The sequence below is a fragment of the Sphingobium sp. TomTYG72 genome, assembly GCF_055394715.1.
The window spans coordinates 267980-282994 of sequence record NZ_AP027336.1; the positions used below are offsets into that span (position 1 = coordinate 267980).

General features: G+C 64.4%; 13 protein-coding genes. 6 read left to right on the forward strand and 7 right to left on the reverse strand.

Features of this window, described 5'->3' with window-relative positions; genetic code table 11:
- Positions 1-167: 167 nt before the first annotated feature.
- The 6 genes from gcvT to ACZ5U1_RS01455 all read left to right on the forward strand — a co-directional run bounded on the left by gcvT (position 168) and on the right by ACZ5U1_RS01455 (position 6376).
- Positions 168-1319 (forward strand): glycine cleavage system aminomethyltransferase GcvT, encoded by a 1152-nt coding sequence (gene gcvT, locus ACZ5U1_RS01430; RefSeq protein WP_464779058.1) that lies wholly within the window; start codon positions 168-170, stop codon positions 1317-1319.
- Between the two features lie 60 nt (positions 1320-1379).
- Positions 1380-1751, forward strand: coding sequence for a glycine cleavage system protein GcvH (gene gcvH / locus ACZ5U1_RS01435; RefSeq protein WP_464779059.1), 372 nt, complete (start codon positions 1380-1382; stop codon positions 1749-1751).
- A gap of 121 nt (positions 1752-1872) precedes the next feature.
- Complete coding sequence (gcvPA, locus tag ACZ5U1_RS01440; protein WP_464779060.1) at positions 1873-3231, forward strand: aminomethyl-transferring glycine dehydrogenase subunit GcvPA; 1359 nt, start codon at positions 1873-1875, stop codon at positions 3229-3231.
- Positions 3228-4799, forward strand: coding sequence for an aminomethyl-transferring glycine dehydrogenase subunit GcvPB (gcvPB, locus tag ACZ5U1_RS01445; protein ID WP_464779061.1), 1572 nt, complete (start codon positions 3228-3230; stop codon positions 4797-4799). The genes gcvPA and gcvPB overlap by 4 nt, the downstream gene beginning before the upstream one ends.
- Entirely contained in the window at positions 4796-5443 is a 648-nt protein-coding gene (locus ACZ5U1_RS01450; protein WP_464779062.1) for a DUF938 domain-containing protein, read from the forward strand. Before gcvPB ends, ACZ5U1_RS01450 begins: the two co-directional genes overlap by 4 nt.
- A gap of 57 nt (positions 5444-5500) precedes the next feature.
- Positions 5501-6376: a hypothetical protein gene (locus tag ACZ5U1_RS01455; protein WP_464779063.1), complete on the forward strand. Its 876-nt coding sequence runs from the start codon at positions 5501-5503 to the stop codon at positions 6374-6376.
- Here the strand turns inward: ACZ5U1_RS01455 and ACZ5U1_RS01460 are convergent.
- The 7 genes from ACZ5U1_RS01460 to ACZ5U1_RS01490 all read right to left on the reverse strand — a co-directional run bounded on the left by ACZ5U1_RS01460 (position 6333) and on the right by ACZ5U1_RS01490 (position 15002).
- Entirely contained in the window at positions 6333-8306 is a 1974-nt protein-coding gene (locus ACZ5U1_RS01460; protein WP_464779934.1) for an ATP-binding protein, read from the reverse strand. The genes ACZ5U1_RS01455 and ACZ5U1_RS01460 overlap by 44 nt on opposite strands.
- Positions 8307-8448: 142 nt before the next feature.
- Complete coding sequence (gene spt, locus ACZ5U1_RS01465) at positions 8449-9711, reverse strand: serine palmitoyltransferase (protein ID WP_464779064.1); 1263 nt, start codon at positions 9709-9711, stop codon at positions 8449-8451.
- A 126-nt stretch (positions 9712-9837) separates the two neighbouring features.
- Positions 9838-10083 carry an acyl carrier protein gene (locus ACZ5U1_RS01470; RefSeq protein ID WP_464779065.1) on the reverse strand — a complete coding sequence of 82 codons (246 nt, stop codon included), beginning with the start codon at positions 10081-10083 and terminating at the stop codon, positions 9838-9840.
- Between the two features lie 122 nt (positions 10084-10205).
- The gene (locus ACZ5U1_RS01475; protein ID WP_464779066.1) at positions 10206-10484 is read right to left on the reverse strand and encodes an ETC complex I subunit; all 279 of its coding nucleotides are present in this window, start codon (positions 10482-10484) and stop codon (positions 10206-10208) included.
- A 59-nt stretch (positions 10485-10543) separates the two neighbouring features.
- Positions 10544-12991, reverse strand: coding sequence for an ATP-dependent helicase HrpB (hrpB, locus tag ACZ5U1_RS01480; RefSeq protein ID WP_464779067.1), 2448 nt, complete (start codon positions 12989-12991; stop codon positions 10544-10546).
- 78 nt (positions 12992-13069) lie between these two features.
- On the reverse strand, positions 13070-13816 hold the full coding sequence (locus ACZ5U1_RS01485; protein ID WP_464779068.1) for a TSUP family transporter: 747 nt from the start codon (positions 13814-13816) through the stop codon (positions 13070-13072).
- 121 nt (positions 13817-13937) lie between these two features.
- Entirely contained in the window at positions 13938-15002 is a 1065-nt protein-coding gene (locus tag ACZ5U1_RS01490) for a polyprenyl synthetase family protein (protein WP_464779069.1), read from the reverse strand.
- Between the last annotated feature and the right edge of the window lie 13 nt (positions 15003-15015).

The window sequence follows — 15015 nt, forward strand, 5'->3', positions numbered from 1 at the left end:
TGGAAAGCGGACGGGTCATTCCGTCCCACCGAAGGGGTAAGCCATCCGGTCGCTGGACCGGTGGTCAAAGCTCTCAGGTTCCGTGACAGAGGGGGTGGCAGACGCCGGGATTCCGACTCCGGATCATTAGTCTGTCGCCATGACCCTTGCCACGAAAGGCCGCTCTCATGTCCGGCAATGACGACATCGCCCATATCGAAGAAGAATTGCCGCTGCAGGACCTGCCGCTCGACGCCTGGCATCGCGCCAAGGGTGCGCGCATGGTCGGCTTTGCGGGCTACCACATGCCGATCCAATATGAAGGCATCATGGCCGAACATGCCTGGACCCGCGAACATGCCGGGCTGTTCGACGTCAGCCATATGGGTCAGCTCACCTTTTCTGGTGAAGGCGTTGACGAGGCGCTGGAGCATTTGCTGCCCAGCGACATCAAGGGTCTGAAACCCTTTCGCCAGCGTTACTCGATGCTGCTTGATCAAGAGGGTGGCATCCTTGACGACCTCATGGTCTCGCGCCTTGGTGCGGGGGCGTTTGACGGCGCGGACATCTATATGGTCGTCAATGGCGCGACCAAATATGACGATATGGGCTGGATGATCGAACATCTGCCTGATGAGGTCGTCATGAACCATATGGACGAGCAGGCGCTGCTCGCCCTGCAGGGTCCGGAAGCGGGCGAGGCGCTGGCCAGCCTGATCCCCGGCACCGCCGACCTCATTTTCATGCAGTCGGGCCTTTTCACCTGGCGGGGCGTTTCGCTGTGGGTGAGCCGTTCGGGTTATACCGGCGAAGACGGGTTCGAAATCAGCGTCTCCGCCGCTGATGTCACCCTGCTGGCCGATGCGCTATGCGCCTTGCCGCAGGTGAAGCCAATTGGGCTGGGCGCACGCGATTCCCTGCGACTTGAGGCGGGACTTCCTCTTTACGGCCACGACCTGACGCCCGCTGTCAGCACCATCGGCGCGGATCTTGGCTTTGCCATCCAGAAGCGCCGCCGGGAGGAGGGCGGCTTCATCGGTCATGCGCGGGTTATGAAGGAACTGGCCGACGGGCCGGGCTCGAAGCGCGTGGGCCTGAAGATCGAAGGCCGACTGCCCGCCCGCGAAGGCGCGCCCATCTTTGCGGATGGTGTGAAGGTGGGAGAGGTCACCTCTGGCGGCTTTGCGCCAACCGTAGGCGCTCCCATCGCCATGGGCTGGGTCAGCCTGCCGCACAGCGCCATCGACACCGCGCTGGAAATCGAAGTGCGCGGCAAACGCATCGCCGCCACCGTCGCACCCATGCCGTTCGTGCCGCATCGTTACCGCCGCAAGGCCTGAATTTCCTGGTTTTTTGTTGGTCGTGATTTTCAAGTAAATCACTCCGAGGGGAGCAGTAAAATGAGCCGTTATTTCACCGACGAACATGAATGGATCGACGTAGAGGGCGAGATCGCCACCGTCGGCATCACCGATTATGCGCAGGAACAGTTGGGCGACATCGTGTTCGTCGAACTGCCTGCCGAGGGCGCAACCTTCGAAAAGGGCGACGACGCCGCCGTCGTGGAATCCGTGAAGGCCGCTTCGGACGTCTATGCGCCGATTTCCGGCGAGGTCGTCGAAGCAAATGGCGCGCTGGAGGAAGAGCCCGCCCTCGTGAACAGCGATGCCGAAGAGGATGGCTGGTTCTTCAAGCTGCGCATCGCCGACGCCAGCGAGCTGGAAGGACTGATGAACGAAGCCGCCTACAAGAAGTTCGTGGCCTCGCTTTGAGAACCAAATAGCCCCTCCCCTTCAGGGGGGGGTGGGGTGGGGGATCGCCCAACGCACTGTGCCCGGCGGTAAGCCCCCACCCTCGGCCCCTCCCCTGAAGGGGAGGGGAGAGGAGATATGAATGCGCTACCTACCCCTTACCGACACCGACCGGCAGGACATGCTGTCCGTCATCGGCGCTTCTTCGGTCGATGACCTGTTCGTGGACGTGCCCGCCGAGGCCCGCCTTTCCGGCAAGATCGCGGGATTGCCCGATCATGCCAGCGAACTGGCGGTGGAGCGCCACATGGCGGCTCTCGCGCGGAAGAATCTGTCGGCGGGGGAGGCGCCTTTCTTCCTCGGCGCGGGCGCATATCGACATCATGTTCCCGCCAGCGTCGATCATCTGATCCAGCGCGGCGAGTTCCTTACCGCCTACACGCCTTACCAGCCCGAAATCGCGCAGGGCACATTGCAGGTGCTGTTCGAATTCCAGACGCAGGTGGCGCGTCTGCTTGGCTGCGACGTCGCCAACGCGTCCATGTATGACGGCTCGACCGCCTGCTGGGAAGCGATCGGCATGGCCCGCCGCATCACCAAGCGCGGCAAGGCGATCCTGTCCTCCGGCCTGCACCCGCATTATGTCTCGGTCGCCAACACCATGGCGAAGTTCACCGGCGACGCGCTGGTGCATCGGACGCCTACGCTCGACGCTGCCACCGATATCGATGCGCTGATCGCCGGGATCGACAAGGATACGAGCTGCGTTGTCGTTCAATATCCCGACATCCTCGGCCGCATCACTGACCTGACCCCGCTCGCCGATGCCGCTCATGAAGCAGGCGCGCTGCTGGTCGCGGTCGTGACCGAACCGGTCGCGCTGGGCGCGATCAAGGCGCCGGGACATATGGGCGCGGACATCGTGGTTGGCGAAGGCCAGTCGATCGGCGTCGGCCTCCAGTTCGGCGGTCCTTATCTCGGCCTCTTCGCGTGCAAACAGAAATATGTCCGCCAGATGCCCGGACGCCTTTGTGGCGAGACGGTGGACGCGGCGGGCAAGCGTGGCTTCGTGCTGACCCTCTCAACCCGCGAGCAGCATATCCGCCGTGAGAAGGCGACGTCGAACATCTGCACCAATTCGGGCCTCTGCGCGCTGGCGTTCAGCATCCACATGACGTTGCTGGGCGAAAAGGGCCTGCGGGACCTCGCGACGCTCAACCATGGCCTCGCTGTTCAGGCAGCCGAGCGCCTCGTCAAGGTGCCGGGCGTGAAGCTGCTCAACGACAGCTTCTTCAACGAGTTCACGCTGGTCCTGTCGAAAGATGCCCGCGATGTCGTCCGCAACCTCGCTGACAAGGGCGTGCTTGGCGGCGTGTCGCTCGGCCGCCTGTTCCCGGATGCGGCGGAGATCGGCAACGGCCTGGTTGTCGCCGTCACAGAGACCGTAACGTCGGAGGATATCGAAACCTTTGCTCAGGCGCTTGAGGAGGAACTGGCATGACCATGCTGAAGGAAGGCCGCCCCACCGCGCCCCAGGCCATCACCGGAGCCGACAGCGCGCCCGTAACCGCCACGGGCAACCGCGCGCTGATGCTGGAAGAAGCCCTGATCTTCGAGATCGGCTCGACCGAAACCACCGGCGTTGACTTTGCCGATGCACCCAAGGTCGCCAGCCGCCTCGGCAATCTCGCCCGCACTGACGCTATCGGTCTGCCCGGCCTGTCGGAGCAGGAGACAGTGCGCCACTATACCCGCCTCAGCCGCCAGAATTACGCCATCGACCTTGGCCTGTTCCCGCTCGGCAGCTGCACGATGAAGCACAACCCGCGCCTCAATGAAAAGGTCGCGCGGATCCCCGGTTTTGCCGACCTTCACCCACTTGCCCCGCAGTCGACGGTGCAAGGCGCGCTGGCGGTGATCCATGAACTCGCCGAATGGCTGATCAAGCTGACGGGCATGCATTCGGTCGCGATGAGCCCCAAGGCGGGCGCGCATGGCGAACTCTGCGGCCTGCTCGCGATCCGCGCGGCGCTCGAAGCCCGTGGTGACGCGCGTAGCGTCATCCTCGTGCCCGAAAGCGCGCACGGCACCAACCCGGCGACCGCAGCCTTCTGCGGTTACAAGGTCGAGGATATTCCCGCGACCCCGGACGGCCGCGTCGACCTCGAAGCTCTGAAAGCCCGCCTCGGCCCGGATGTTGCGGCGGTGATGATCACCAATCCCAACACCTGCGGCCTGTTCGAGCGCGAGATGAAGACCATCTCCGATGCGGTCCATGCCGCCGGGGCGTTGGTCTATTGCGACGGCGCGAACTTCAACGCGATCGTCGGCCGGGTCCGCCCCGGCGACCTCGGCATCGATGCAATGCACATCAACTTGCACAAGACTTTTTCGACGCCCCATGGCGGCGGAGGTCCTGGCTCCGGCCCGGTGGTGCTATCGGAGGCGTTGACCCCCTTCGCACCGCTGCCCTTCGTGGAAAAGCAGGACGGCCAGTTCGTGCTGATCGAGGAAGAAACCGCCGGCGAACATCATGCCAGCAGCTTCGGTCGCATGGTCGCCTTCCACGGCCAGATGGGCATGTTCACCCGCGCGCTGACCTATATCCTCAGCCACGGCGCGGACGGCCTGCGTCAGGTCGCAAGCGACGCGGTGTTGAACGCCAATTACATCCTGCGCAGCCTGGACGATGTACTGGACGCACCGTTCGGGCAGAGCGGCCCCTGCATGCATGAGGCGCTGTTCAGCGACAAGGGGCTGGCAGAAGGCTTCACCACGCTAGACATCGCCAAGGGCCTGATCGACGAAGGCTTCCACCCGATGACCATGTATTTCCCCTTGGTCGTCCACGGTGCGATGCTGGTCGAACCCACCGAAACGGAAAGCAAGGCCGCGCTCGATCAGTTCATCATGGCGCTGCGCAGCCTGGCTGAACGCGCGAAGGCGGGTGACGATGCGCTCAAGGGCGCGCCCTATTTCGCGCCCCGCCGCCGCCTCGACGAAACGCTCGCCGCGCGCAAGCCTGTCCTTAGCTGGAGCGACCCGGCACTCGCGGAAGCGGCCGAATGACAGACAGGCCGGAGCCGTGGGAACCCGGCTCCGGTCCCGTCGCGTCGGGCAAGCGCCATGCGCCCGCGACGCAGCGCAATCGCGACGCCATCCTTGCGATATTGCGTGAGGCGCTCCCGCCCGTTGGCCTGGTGCTGGAGGTGGCGAGTGGTAGCGGCGAACATGCCTGCTATTTCGCGGCGGCGCTGCCCGCCCTCGAATGGCAGCCGAGCGACCCCGATCCCGTTGCGCTGGCATCGATCGAGGCATGGCGCGCCGAGGCGCAGCTTCCGAACCTTCGCGCCCCCATCAGACTTGATGCCGCCGCCGCATGGCCGGTCACAACAGCTGACGCGATCCTTTGCATCAACATGACCCATATCAGCCCATGGGCGGCGACCCTTGGCCTGATGGCGGGGGCGGGGAGGGCGCTGCCGCCGGGCGGATTGCTCTACCTCTATGGGCCGTTCATCCGCGATGATGTGGACACCGCGCCCAGCAATCTTGCCTTCGACGCCTCGCTAAAGGCGCGCGATCCGCAATGGGGCTTGCGCCGCGTCGAGGATGTTGTCGCAGCCGCAGGGGCGAGCGGGCTGGCGTTGGAGCGGCTTGTGGAAATGCCCGCCAACAATCTGTCGCTGTTGTTCCGAAGGGCTTCTTCCTGAAAGCCGGCCCGCGCTGACCCTTCGACAAGCTTAGGCCGAACGGATATGGGAAGCGCAATGCCCAATCAACTCCTGCCCCTTGTGACCGCCGAACTCACCGCGCCCGCCGATCCACGCGCGGCGGCGATGGGCGGGGCTCTGGCGGCGCAATATCCGCATGCCGCCCGCGCTGTGCTCTTTTACGGCTCCTGTCTGCGTGAGCAGAATCTCGACGGGCTGATGCTCGATTTCTACCTTATCGTGTCGGACTATCGCGCGGCCTATGGAAAGCGCTGGCTCGCCACGGCCAACCGGCTGATCCCGCCCAATGTCTTTCCGTTCGAACATAATGGCCTGATGGCGAAATATGCTGTGCTGTCGGAAGCGGACTTCGCGCGCCTCAACGGCCCAGCCGCTGACAATGTCTCGGTCTGGGCGCGCTTTGCCCAACCCTCCCGGCTGCTGTGGGCAGCGGACGACCTCGCCCGGCAGCGAGCGATCAGCGCAGTTGCGGGCGCCGCACCCACCTTGTTGTCGCTCGCTGGTCCCATGACGGACGCGCAGGATGCCCTATCGCTGTGGAAGGCTGGCTTCACGCTTACCTACAATGCCGAATTACGAGCGGAGAAGAAGGGGCGTTCGGTTTCGATCGTCGATGCCGACCCCGATCGTTATCGCCGCTTCGGAGAAGCCGCCTTGGCACAGGGCCTGCCGCCATCGCCGCCGAAACCCGCCAAGCATTGGCGCGCGCTGCAACGACGCGGCAAATATCTGTCCGTCATTCGCCTGGCAAAGGCCAGCTTCACCTATGCGAGCGGCATCGATTATCTGGCGTGGAAGATCAACCGCCATGCCGGAACCGCGATCCAGATAAAGCCCTGGCAGCGCCGCTGGCCCCTGATCGGCGCGCTTACTCTGCTGCCGCGGCTGTTCCGGGGTGGTGCGATCCGCTAAGCGCGTTGGACAGCGCGTGTGACAGGCCCTTCAGTGTGTAAGGCTTGCGCAACACCTCATGTCCGCCAAAGTCAGTGCCCTCCGCAATGTCCCCCGCATAACCGGTGACGAACAACACTGGCAGGCTGGCATAGGCGGCGGGTAGGGTGCGGACCATTTCCGGGCCGGTCATTTCCGGCATCAGCACGTCGCTTATGATCAGGCCGATGTCGCGATGGCTCGTCAGCAGCTTCGCCGCTTTCGACGGATGATCGCAGGCAACGGGCAAATGGCCCAGTTCCGCGAGAGCCGCCATCGTCTGGTTCAGCACGCGGGGATCATCCTCCACCACCAATATGCGTGTCGGCGGATGCAGTACCGGTTCGCGTTCGGGCAGCGACGGGTCCGTTTGTAGCGCGCTGTCGGCCACTGCCTTGCGCGGCAGATATAGGGAAACGCAGGTGCCTTCACCAACCTGGGATTCGATACGGATTTCACCCTGGCTCTGTCGGACGAAGCCGAAAATCTGGCTGAGCCCCAGGCCTGTTCCCTTGCCCACCGGCTTGGTGGTGAAGAAAGGTTCGAACACGCGGGCCAGCACATCGGGCGTCATGCCACAGCCATCGTCCTTGACGCTCAGCGTGACATAATCGCCCTCGGCACATTCGCCGATCTCGTGGTCCGCGAGATGCACCTGGCCCGTGCCGATCACCAGCCGCCCGCGTCCATCCATCGCGTCCCGCGCATTGACGCACAGGTTCAGAATGGCATTTTCCATCTGATGCTGATCGACGAAGATGCGCCAGCCCTTGGCCTGGTTCTCGATCGCAACGGTGATCTGATCGCCGATCGACCGGTCAATCAACTCCACCATGCCACTGACCAGAGCGTCAGGGTCCACGGCGCTGGGCAGCAGCGGTTCTGACCGCGCAAAGGCGAGAAGGCGGCGGGTCAGGGCGGCGGCCCGATTGGCGCCTTCCATCGCATTGTCCAGATGACGCGCGGCCTCCTGCGGCTTGAGACGCAATCTGCGCTTGGCCAGTTCCAGTCCGCCGACGACCACCGCCAGCATATTGTTGAAGTCATGGGCAATGCCGCCTGTGAGCTGCCCGACCGCGTCCATTTTCTGCATCTGGCGCAGATTTTCTTCGGCCACCGCGCGTTCGGACGTTTCCTTCTTCAACTGTTCATAGGCATCGGACAGTTCGGCGGTGCGTGCCGTCACCGCTTCCTCCAGCCGGTCGGCGCGTTCGGCCTCCATTTCAGCCATGCGCCGCGCGTTGCGCCGCTCTGTATAGGCGGCATTGGCGACCCAAAGGGCAAAGAGGACGCATATCAGCAGCACCAGTCCGAAGAGCCGCGACGTGCGGTCCACAGATTGCGTCCGGTTGCCAGCCAGTTTCACGGCGAGGCTCCGCTCGCGCAGGCGGGCATTTTCAGCCTGGATGACGCGATCCAGCAACGTGGTGATGTGTTTCAGGTCTTCGGATCGCCCAGCCCTGTGGAATTGGGCGAGCGCGGCCATCTTCTGATCATAGGTCGTGCGCAGCCCGATTTCGCTCAGCGTCTTGCCACGCTGTGTGAATGCCTGCTGCAATTCGCGGACATTGGTGCGCTGCCATCCTGACCGGCGGGTGGCGTAGTTCAGCAGCTTGAGCTGGCTGGATGCCGTGCGCCACTGATCCTGAAAGAGACGGCCAACATCGGGATCGAGGCTGATCACATATCGAGCGAGGGTGACTTCGGCGCGTGCCGTCTTGGCTTCAAAAGCTCTGGCCAGGGCGATGATTTCAAAGCTGCGGCGTTGTTCCTGCAACGCTCGTTCATGGTCGCGCGACGCGTTGCTCGCGCTGTAGAGCAGGGTGCCAAGCGCCCCTACCAGCAATATCACGAGAACCAGCGGAAGGAAGCGTCTTACCGCAGCCCGCCAGCCAGAATCCTGGTCGTCCATGTAATAGCTGTCTGCCATTAACCCCAGATCTTAGTCGAACAGCATTACAGACGAAATATCAAGGAATAAAAGGTGCCAATGGGCAGCTACGCTTCACTGCCCTTCTATCTCCTCCTATCGCGGCAATCGTGGCCGCTCGCGGTCAGCCGATTGCTTTCGTTGCCTTGCCTGCTGCCTCGAACATGCCGATAATCTGGCCAACCTGCTCGTCGCTATGCTCGGCGCACAGCGAGCAACGGAGCAGGAAGGTCCCTGCCGGTGTGGCGGGCGGGCGCGCCATATTCACATAGAGGCCCAACTCCAGCAGCGCCTGCCACATGGCGACCGCCTGCGCCTGATCCGTCAGGATCACGGCAATGATCGCTGACTGCGGCGTCTCCGTGCCGAGCTTGAAGCCAAGATCGGTAAGGCCCTTGTGCAGCCGCTGGCTATTCTTCCACAGATGCGCGCGCTTTTCGCCCGCGTGCATCAGCTTGCGGATGGACGTTGCGGCTGTCGCGACGACGCTCGGCGGCAGGGAAGCCGTGAAGACATAGGGACGGCAGACAAGGCGTAGCACCTCGAACTTGGGGTGGTTCGATACGCAGAAGCCGCCAACCGTGCCGACCGACTTGGAGAAGGTGCCGACGACGAAGTCCACATCCTTCTCGACGCCTTGCTCCTCATACACGCCGCGGCCATTGGCGCCGAAAAAGCCCATGCCGTGAGCTTCATCGACCAGGATCATGCAGTTGGGATGCTTGCGCACCGCCGCCACCATCTCGGGCAGGGGGGCGACATCGCCCAGCATGGAATAGACGCCTTCCAGTACCACCAGCTTTTGTGCGTCGGCGGGCAAGCGGCCAAGGCGCTTGTCCAGATCCTCGACGCTGTTGTGGCGGAAGCGGACGATTTCCGCATCGCCCAGGAAGCAGCCGTCATAGATGGACGCGTGGCTGTCCGCGTCCAGCACGACATAGTCGCCCCGGCCCGCCAATGTGGAAATCATGCCGAGATTGGCCTGATAGCCGGTCGAAAACACCATGGCACCCGAAGTGCCGTAAAAGTCCATCAGCGCGTTTTCGACTTCCTTATGGCCCTGATAGGTGCCGTTGAGCACGCGGCTGCCGGTCGTTCCTGCACCAAACTCGTCCAACGCCTTCTTGCCCGCCGCGACGACGTCCGGGTCGAAAGTCATGCCCATATAGTTATAGGTGCCGAGCAGGATCGTGTCCTTGCCCTTGATTACCGCCTGGGTGGGGGACTTCACCTCGTCCATGACGATCGCGAAGGGATCGCGCACGCCGGTCGCCAGCAGCGCCTCGCGCTCGGCGATCAGCGGATCGAATTTGGAGAAGAGGTCGCGCGCGCCAGGCACTTCAGCAGGCGTGTGGGCGTCGGTGGCGGTTTCAGCAGCGTCGGTCATAAGGAGTCCCCAAGCCGTTCCGGCCGAGTGAAATCAAAGCCCTGTTCGGAGCCGGGTGAGGCGCAATCCTCGCCTCCGCCCGGCAGCATCCTTCGACTTCGCTCAGGACGAACGGCGTCCAAAAAATCAGGCGGCCTTCAGCTTCGCAACAGCGTCCACAAGCTGGCCGATATTTTCGATCTCGGCCTGCATGTTCATCGTGATGATGATATCGAACTCATCCTCGATCGCTGCGACGAAGTCCATGACGGTCAGGCTGTCCCACTCCAGGTCGCCCGCAAAGCTGGTAGCCTCGCTGAGGTCAACGCCCTTCTTGTTGAAAGGAGCGATCTGCGCGGCGATGCTGTCGAAAATCTGCTGGCGATCCGTCATTATCTGTTCAAAGCTTTCCCATGAAAGGGCGACTTTTGCCCCCAAGTCCCGCCTTTTGGCAAGGGAATAAGGCGGCAATCGGGCAGCATCGCGCCCGATTATGAGCCGCCCCGTGCGCGCCTTTAACGGAAATTGTCGGCGTAGGCCTGGATCTTCAGCGTCTTGGGCGGCGTCGGGATGAAAGTGTAGCCGATTTCATATCTGTCGGCGTAGGCGCGCGCCGCGTCCAGCGATGGGAAGGTCAGCTTGACCTGGCTCTGCGTATCGCCCGATCCGGCCCAGCCGGTCAGCGGGTCGGGCTTCTTCGCCTCGCTCGGCGCAAATTCCAGCACCCATTTGTCGGTCCGCGCCTTGCCGGACTGGAGGGCGTTCTTCTGAATCTGATAGATGCGCGCAACCATCGTGGCGTCAAACTCCTGGGAAGGGCGATGCGTCCGTTGCACCAGCGGACGGGCGGAAGTCAAGGCTTGCCACGGGCATCGGCGCGTTTCGTGCGCAGCGTGGCGGCGGCGCCAGCCGGGTCGTCGGGCCAGGGATGCCGGGGATAGCGCCCGCGCATCTCCTTTGCGACCGCGCTCCAGCTCCCCGCCCAGAAACCCGGCAAGTCCCGTGTAGTCTGGATCGGCCGTCCGGCGGGAGAGGTGAGGGACAGGACCAGCGGTATGCGCCCGCTGCCGACGACCGGATGCTCGGCAAGCCCAAACAGCGCCTGCACCCGAAGCTCCACGCGCGGCCCGCCCTCGGCCGCGTAGTCGATCTCATGGCTGCTCCCGGCGGGCGATTGAAATGCTGGAGGAGCCAGCCTGTCGAGTTGTTGCTTGCCATCCCAGCCAATGATGCCCTCCAGAACGCCGGACAATTGCGATCGGTCAATGTCGGACAGTCGCCGCTTGCCCGCGAGCAGGGGCGCCAACCAATCGTCGAGCGTCGCCAGCAGCGAAGCATCCGACAGCGCCTCCACCCCCGCAAAGCCAGCCCGCATCCGCAGCGATCGCGCTGCATCAGACCATGGCAGCAGGTCAAGCCTACCCTGCCTGACGCCCTCCAGCAGAGCCGAGACGACAGCCTCCGGGTCCGGCCTGTCATCCGATCCCGACGACAACCGTACCGCGCCCAGCCGCCTTTCCCGCAGAGCCTCTACGCCGCCCGTGCCCACCCGGAACCGCACCGTCCGATGTTCCTTCACCCGCCCGCCGAACAGGCGCAGCACTTCGACTTCACTGATCGGCGCGGCGGAGAGGATACGCGCCCCAGCCGCGCTTCCCTGCACTTCTCCTACCGCGAGCCATTCCTCACGCGCCAGCGGGCTCAACGGATCAAGCCGGAACCCGCGCCCACCAACGCTGGCCCATTCCGCACCATCGGCGGAGCGCCGCTTGGCCACCCGGTCAGGAAAGGCCAGCGCAAGGCATAGCCCCACATCATGCTCCCCCGCCGCTGCCTTCTGCCCGGAGGCAACCAGCTTTGCCCAGCGCTTCGCCATCGCCCGCGCTGCATCGGCCCGCTTCCCGCTTTCCCGCCGCCAGCGCGTCCGCCGTTGCGACAGGTCCACATCCTGCCCGCCAACCCCGCGCTCTCCCAGCAGCACGGCCACCTCCGCCGCCACCTCGGCGAGTCCCAGCTCGCCCGCGCGCACCAACATATGCCCGATACGCGGCTCCACCGGCAATCGCGCCAGCGCTTTGCCATGCGCCGTTATCCGCCCATCCTCGTCCAGCGCCTCCAGCACCGTCAGCCGCTTGCGCGCCTCATCCAGCGCAGCGGGCGGCGGCGGGTCGAGCCATCGCAAGCTCGCCGGATCGCTCACCCCCCACAGCGCGCAGTCGAGCAGCAGGCTGGAAAGGTCGCTCTCCAATATCTCGGGCGGATCGAAGGGCGGCATTCCCGCCGTGGCCGCCGCCTCCCACAGCCGATAGGCGACGCCCGGCCGTTGCCTTGCGGCACGCCCCGCGCGCTGGGTCGCAGCCGCCTGGCTCGCCCGTTCCGTGACGAGCCGCGTCACCCCCGCCGCCCGGTCATAATGCGGCCGCCGCGCCAGCCCGGAGTCGATCACGATCCGCACCCCATCAATCGTAAGGCTGGTCTCCGCGATCGACGTCGCCAATATGACCTTGCGCCGCCCCTCCCGCGAAGGACGGATAGCGGTCCGCTGCGCCGCCGGGTCCAGACTGCCGTGCAGCCGATGCACCTCGACGCCAAGCCCCTCCAGCCGTTCCGCCGTCCGCTCAATCTCCGCCACGCCGGGCAGGAAGGCGAGCAGGTCGCCCTCCGCCTCTTCCGCCAGCGCCCTTCGCACGGCCCCGGCCATCTCATCCTCGATCCGTTTTTCCGCAGCCCTGCCGATATGCCGCAACTCCAGCGGCTGTATCCGCCCTTCGCTCTCCAGCACCGGCGCATCGTCCAGCAACGCCGCAAAGCGCGCCCCATCCAGCGTCGCCGACATCGGCACGATGCGCAGGTCCGGGCGCAATGCCGCCTGTGCATCCAGCGCCAGTGCCAGCCCGAAGTCGCTGTCCAAACTCCGCTCATGCACTTCATCGAACAGGACAGCCGATACGCCCGTAAGCTCCGGATCATCCTGAATGCGGCGGACGAAAATGCCCTCCGTCAGCACCAGCAGGCGCGTCGCGGCGGACTGCTTGCTGTCCATCCGCGTCGCATAGCCGACGATCCCGCCCGGCACGCCGCCCATCAATTCGGCGATGCGCTCTGCCGCCGCGCGAGCCGCCAGCCTGCGGGGCGACAGCAGCAGCACCTGCCCCGTGCACCATGGCTCATCCAGCAGCGCGGGCGCCACCGCCGTCGTCTTGCCTGCTCCCGGCGGCGCGACCAGAACGGCGCTATTCCCCCGCCGCAATGCGTCCAGCAGCCGGGGAAGGATATCATGGATCGGCAGCGCGGCATTCATGTCCGTCCCTCTCGCGCCAATCGGCATCCGGTGCAATCCCGCTGTGCGAGGCGAAAGGCAGCACCGAAAAGAATGAGCTTATCCGAATAGCAACTCGTGCATCGGGTTTCCCGGATCGAGCAGCATCTTCGCCGTCAGCCCCAGCGACATGATGATCAGCAGGGGCCGGATCAGCTTGCTGCCAAATCGCATGGCCAGACGCGATCCGATCTGGCTGCCGGTGATGCTGCCGACGGCCATGGTCAGTCCCGCAATCCACATGACATGGCCGCCTAGCATCATCGTCAACAGCCCTGCCACATTGCTAGCCAAATTGGCGGCCTTTGTCTGAGCCGTCGCGCGGACGAGGCCGAGGCCCCCCAGCGCCAGGAAAATGGTCGCGTAAAATGCTCCGGCACCAGGGCCGAAGAAGCCATCGTAAAAGCCGATAGCGCCGATCAACAGGCTTAGTCCCGCCAATCCCACCCGGCTGTGCCGATCCATTTCGCTGATTCGGGGGGAGAAGGTGAAATAGCCCGCCAGCGCGATCAGCAGCGCGGGCATCAATCCCGCCAAAATGGCCGGGTCGACCCGCTGGATCAGCCAGGCGCCACCCACTGACCCTATAAATGCCGCAACAATGGGCCAGCGATAGGCTCTCAGGTCCATGTGCCCGGCGCGCGCATAGGCGATGCAGGCGCCAAAGGTGCCTAGCGATGATTGCAGCTTGTTGGTGCCCACGGCGGCCACGGGCGGGACGCCCGCCGCCAGCAATGCGGGCAGTGAGATCAGCCCGCCGCCTCCCGCCATGGCGTCGATGCACCCGGATATCAAAGCCGCAGCCATCAGGAAGGCCAGCGTTTCAGGAGAAAGGATTAAGTCCAACGGCGCCTCACCTCAGCTATCCGCCGCGCCACTTGGCGTCGATGCGCGCCGAGCCTGCCGCCGCTGGAGCAGGAGGCGTGGCTCAATAAGCGCGGGCGATTGCGAACTCGACGGCCTCGGTCAGCGCTGCCTTCGCCTTGCCCGTATCGAATCGGCCCAGCGCATCGATGGCGCGCTGGCCATAGAGGCGCGCCCGCGCGAGCGTATCGTCAATAGCGCCGGTCTTGCGAAGCAGCTGCGTCGCATGCGCCAGATCCTCGTCGCTCACCCGATTGCCTGCGATCGCCTGCTTCCAGAAAGCGCGATCCTCCTCGGAGCCACGCGCATAGGCTAGGATCACGGGCAGCGTCACCTTGCCGTCGCGGAAATCGTCACCCGCGTCCTTCCCCATGGTTGCGCCGTCCGATTCATAATCGATGGCATCATCGATCAGCTGGAATGCGATACCCAGGTTCCGGCCATAGACGTCCAGCGCCTTTTCCTCGGCCTCGTCCCGATCCGCGACCACGGCGGATATGCGGCAGGCGGCGGCGAACAGGGCAGCAGTCTTGGCGCCGATAATGTCCAGATATTGCTCTTCGCTCGTGTCGATCCGGCGCTGGGCGGTCAACTGATTGACCTCGCCCTCGGCGATCACCGCCGAAGCGTTGGACAGGATTTTGAGGATCTTGAGCGACTCGGCCTCGACCATCAGCTCAAAAGCGCGGGAGAAGAGGAAGTCGCCCACCAACACGCTGGCGCTGTTGCCCCAGATGATGTTCGCTGTCTTGCGGCCCCGGCGCAGGCCAGACCCATCGACCACGTCGTCGTGCAGCAGGGTAGCGGTGTGAATGAACTCGACCGCCGCCGCCAGCTTGTAATGGCGGCTGCCCGCATAGCCGACCAGCTGCGCGCAGGCGAGGGTCAGCATCGGCCGCATCCGCTTGCCGCCGCCCGCGATCAGATGACCTGCCAATTCAGGGATCAGCGGAATGCGCGACTGCATCCGATCCAGGATCACCGCATTGACCTGGTTCATGCCGTCGGCAACCAGCGCCATCATAGGGGTGAGCGAAGGCGCGCCGTTGGCGCGGCCGATGGGGTGGACGTTGCCGGAGATTGGGCCGGAGGAGGGGCCGGAGGCGGGTGCGGTCATGACGTGGCCCATGTGGCGGTGCAAA

Bases quoted from the DNA above. Each gene is read 5' to 3' on its own strand.
- ACZ5U1_RS01470 (WP_464779065.1), bottom strand. From the start codon at position 10,083: ATGACGGATCGCCAGCAGATTTTCGACAGCATCGCCGCGCAGATCGCT.
- ACZ5U1_RS01490 (WP_464779069.1), bottom strand. From the start codon at position 15,002: ATGGGCCACGTCATGACCGCACCCGCCTCCGGCCCCTCCTCCGGCCCA.
- gcvH (WP_464779059.1), top strand. From the start codon at position 1,380: ATGAGCCGTTATTTCACCGACGAACATGAATGGATCGACGTAGAGGGC.
- ACZ5U1_RS01450 (WP_464779062.1), top strand. From the start codon at position 4,796: ATGACAGACAGGCCGGAGCCGTGGGAACCCGGCTCCGGTCCCGTCGCG.
- gcvPA (WP_464779060.1), top strand. From the start codon at position 1,873: ATGCGCTACCTACCCCTTACCGACACCGACCGGCAGGACATGCTGTCC.
- spt (WP_464779064.1), bottom strand. From the start codon at position 9,711: ATGACCGACGCTGCTGAAACCGCCACCGACGCCCACACGCCTGCTGAA.
- gcvT (WP_464779058.1), top strand. From the start codon at position 168: ATGTCCGGCAATGACGACATCGCCCATATCGAAGAAGAATTGCCGCTG.
- gcvPB (WP_464779061.1), top strand. From the start codon at position 3,228: ATGACCATGCTGAAGGAAGGCCGCCCCACCGCGCCCCAGGCCATCACC.
- ACZ5U1_RS01485 (WP_464779068.1), bottom strand. From the start codon at position 13,816: ATGGCTGCGGCTTTGATATCCGGGTGCATCGACGCCATGGCGGGAGGC.
- ACZ5U1_RS01475 (WP_464779066.1), bottom strand. From the start codon at position 10,484: ATGGTTGCGCGCATCTATCAGATTCAGAAGAACGCCCTCCAGTCCGGC.
- hrpB (WP_464779067.1), bottom strand. From the start codon at position 12,991: ATGAATGCCGCGCTGCCGATCCATGATATCCTTCCCCGGCTGCTGGAC.
- ACZ5U1_RS01455 (WP_464779063.1), top strand. From the start codon at position 5,501: ATGCCCAATCAACTCCTGCCCCTTGTGACCGCCGAACTCACCGCGCCC.
- ACZ5U1_RS01460 (WP_464779934.1), bottom strand. From the start codon at position 8,306: ATGGACGACCAGGATTCTGGCTGGCGGGCTGCGGTAAGACGCTTCCTT.